At 48.9% G+C, this 889-nt stretch carries 1 protein-coding gene; it reads left to right on the forward strand.

Going from position 1 to position 889, the window contains the following annotated elements:
• Nucleotides 1–889 (forward strand): Hsp70 family protein (locus R7P74_RS25400; protein ID WP_318123412.1); only part of this gene is annotated, 889 nt, incomplete at both ends.

An 889-nucleotide genomic window follows, 5' to 3' on the forward strand; every position in this document is an offset into this window, starting at 1 on the left:
TGAGAAAAACCGTGCATTACTGAACATTGCAACGGCGACCAAAATTGCTTTCTCTGAGCAAGACAGCGTAGAAGTTGACGTGTTTGGCTGGAAAGGCACTGTAACACGCGAGCAGTTCGAAGATCTGATTCGCCCACTCGTGAAGAAAACTCTGATGTCTTGTCGTCGTGCACTGAAAGATGCTGACGTAGAAGCGGAGGAAGTACTTGAAGTGGTGATGGTTGGTGGCTCAACTCGTACCTTGCTTGTCCGTGAAATGGTAGGCGAATTCTTTGGCCGCACACCACTCACTAGCATCAATCCTGATGAAGTGGTGGCTATTGGTGCAGGCATCCAAGCAGATATTCTTGCTGGTAACAAGCCTGACTCTGAAATGCTGCTGCTTGACGTGATTCCATTATCATTGGGTATTGAAACCATGGGTGGGTTGGTTGAGAAAATCATTCCGCGCAACACCACGATTCCTGTTGCTCGCGCGCAAGAGTTTACCACCTTCAAAGATGGTCAAACGGCGATGAGCGTGCACGTTGTGCAAGGTGAGCGCGAGATGGTGGATGATTGTCGTTCACTTGCGCGTTTCTCACTAAAAGGTATTCCTCCTATGGCGGCAGGTGCTGCGCACATCCGAGTGACGTACCAAGTTGATGCTGACGGTTTACTATCTGTGACTGCAATGGAAAAGAGCACTGGTGTTCAGTCCGAAATTCAAGTGAAACCTTCTTACGGTTTAAGCGATAACGAAGTTGCGAACATGCTGCGTGATTCGATGACTCACGCCAAAGAAGACATGCAAGCTCGTGCGTTAGCTGAACAACGCGTTGAAGCCGACCGGGTGATTGAAGGTTTGATCGCTGCAATGCAAGCTGATGGTGATGAACTACTATCAGAG

The sequence above is a fragment of the Vibrio sp. 2033 genome (genome assembly GCF_033339735.1).